The organism is Mycobacterium sp. UM_11 (assembly GCF_001414075.1).
Taxonomy (GTDB): domain Bacteria; phylum Actinomycetota; class Actinomycetes; order Mycobacteriales; family Mycobacteriaceae; genus Mycobacterium.
Map to the genome: position 1 here is coordinate 1 of NZ_LATC01000204.1, position 2,496 is coordinate 2,496.

Annotated in this window: 1 protein-coding gene; it reads left to right on the forward strand. The window is 70.6% G+C overall.

Features of this window, described 5'->3' with window-relative positions; genetic code table 11:
• On the forward strand, positions 1–2,496 hold a 2,496-nt coding region (locus WU80_RS24545; protein ID WP_156349765.1), incomplete at both ends, for a condensation domain-containing protein.

A 2,496-nucleotide genomic window follows, 5' to 3' on the forward strand; every position in this document is an offset into this window, starting at 1 on the left:
CGGCATCGACGTCGAGGGCCACGGCCGCCACGAGGAGCTGGGCCGCGACGTCGACCTGTCCCGCACGGTGGGATGGTTCACCGCCAAGTACCCGGTGTCGGTGAACGTGGGCGGCTTGTCGTGGGCGCAGGTGGTCGCCGGCGAGGCCGCGCTCGGCGCGGCGCTCAAGGACGCCAAGGAGCAGCTGCGCGCCCTCCCGGACGCGCTGACCTATGGGCTGCTGCGCTACCTGAACGCCGACGCCGACCTGGACGCGAACGACCCGCCGATCGGATTCAACTACCTGGGGCGTCAGGGCGGCGCCGCCGCGCTCTCCGACGAGATGTGGCGGCCAGTGCCGGGCCCGGCCACCGCCGCGGCCGCGGCGATCCCCATGCCGTTGATGCACACGCTGGAACTCAACGCGGCCACCGTCGACACCGATGCCGGCCCGCGCCTGCACGCCAATTGGACGTGGGCGCCGTCCGCGCTGGACGACGAGCAGGTCGCACGGCTCAGCCGGCTGTGGTTCGAGGCCCTGGCCGGGGTCTGCGCCCACGTGCGATCGGGCGGCGGCGGGCTGACGCCGTCCGACATCGCGCCCGCCCGCCTCAACCAAAAGCAAATCGACCAGCTGCAGCGCCACCACGACATCGCTGACGTGCTACCGCTGACCCCGGTCCAGCAGGGGCTGCTCTTCCACGCGAACACCGTGCGGGGCGGCGACCAGGACGCCAGCGACCTCTACGCCGGGCAGCTCGACATCACCGTCACCGGCCCGCTCGACCCCGAGCGCCTGCACGACGCCGTGCGCGGGGTCGTCAAACGGCATCCGAACCTGGTGGCCCGATTCTTCGACCAGTTCGACGAGCCGGTGCAGGTTATCGCGGCCGATCCCGCGGCGGCCTGGCAGTACCTCCAACTCGAGGACGAGGCGGACATCGCGCGGCTGTGCGCCGCCGAGCGGGCCGCCGTCTGCGACCTGGCCAACCAGCCGCCCTTCCGGGTCGCCTTGATCCGCACCGCGATCGATGTGCACCGGCTGGTGCTGACCAACCACCACATCGTGCTCGACGGCTGGTCGATGCCAATTCTGCTGGGGGACATCTTCGCCGGCTACTACGGCCAGCGTCCGCCCGCGGCGGCCCCCTACCGCGGCTTCGTCAGCTGGCTGGCCGACCGTGACCGCGACGCGGCCCGCGCCGCCTGGGGCGAGGTGTTCGCCGGCTTCGACACCCCGACCCTGGTCGGCCGCCAGGACCGAATGACGCTGGGGGAGCAGGGCATTCGAACGTTTACGCTGCCGGCCGACCTCACCCGGGCCGTCGGCGAGTTGGCCCGCTCGTGCCACACCACCGTCAACACGGTGCTGCAAGCCGCCTACGCGCAACTGCTGTGCTGGATGACCGGTCAGCGCGACGTCGCATTCGGCACCACCGTCTCGGGCCGGCCGGCAGAGGTGCCCGGCGCGGAGGCGATGGTCGGCCTGTTGATCAACACCGTTCCGGTGCGGGCGAACATCACCCCGACGACGACGGCAGCCGACCTACTTTTGCAGCTGCAGGACGCCCACAACCACACGCTCGACCATCAGCACCTGGCGCTCAACGAAATTCACCGGATCACCGGCCAGGACACGCTGTTCGACACCTTGTTCGCCTTCGAGAACTACCCGATCGACGCCACCGCATTGTCGGGCAACCACGAACTGGCCATCACCGACATCGCCACCCGCGAATCCACCCACTACCCGTTGACATTCCAGGCCCAGCCGGGAACCGAACTGCGGCTGCGCGTCGAATACGACACCGACGTGTTCGACGCCGCGGCCATCGACACGCAGATCGAGCGGCTACGACGGCTGCTGACCGCGATGACGAGCGACCCGGCGCGGCCGCTGTCGGCGGTCGATGTGCTGGACGCCGGTGAGCGCGCTTGGTTGGACGAGGTCGGCAACCAGGCGGTGCTGAGCCGGCCGTGGGCGCCGGCATCGATTCCGGAGCTGTTCGCCGCGCAGGCGGCGCGCGACCCCAAGGCACCGGCGCTGACGTTCGACGGGCGGTCGATGACCTACCGTGAGCTCGACAAAGCGTCAAACCGATTGGCACACATGCTGATTCGCGGCGGGGCCGGCCCGGGTGAAGCCGTCGCGTTGCTGCTACCCCGGTCGGCCGAGGCGATCGTCGCGATCCTGGCGGTGCTCAAGACCGGGGCGGCCTATCTGCCGATCGACCCCGCGCTCCCGGCGGCCCGTAAAGACTTCATGCTCGCCGACACGGCGCCGATAGCCGCGGTCACCACGGGGGCCCTGCGATCGGAGTTGGACGGTCACGACCTGCTGGTGGTCGACGTCGCCGATCCCGCGCTGCACACCCAGCCCGCGACGGCGCCGCCGGGGCCGTCCCCCGAGGACATGGCGCACATCATCTACACCTCGGGCACCACCGGCACGCCGAAGGGGGTGGCGGTCACACACGCCAATGTGACGCGGTTGTTCGACGCGCAGGCCGTCGGCGT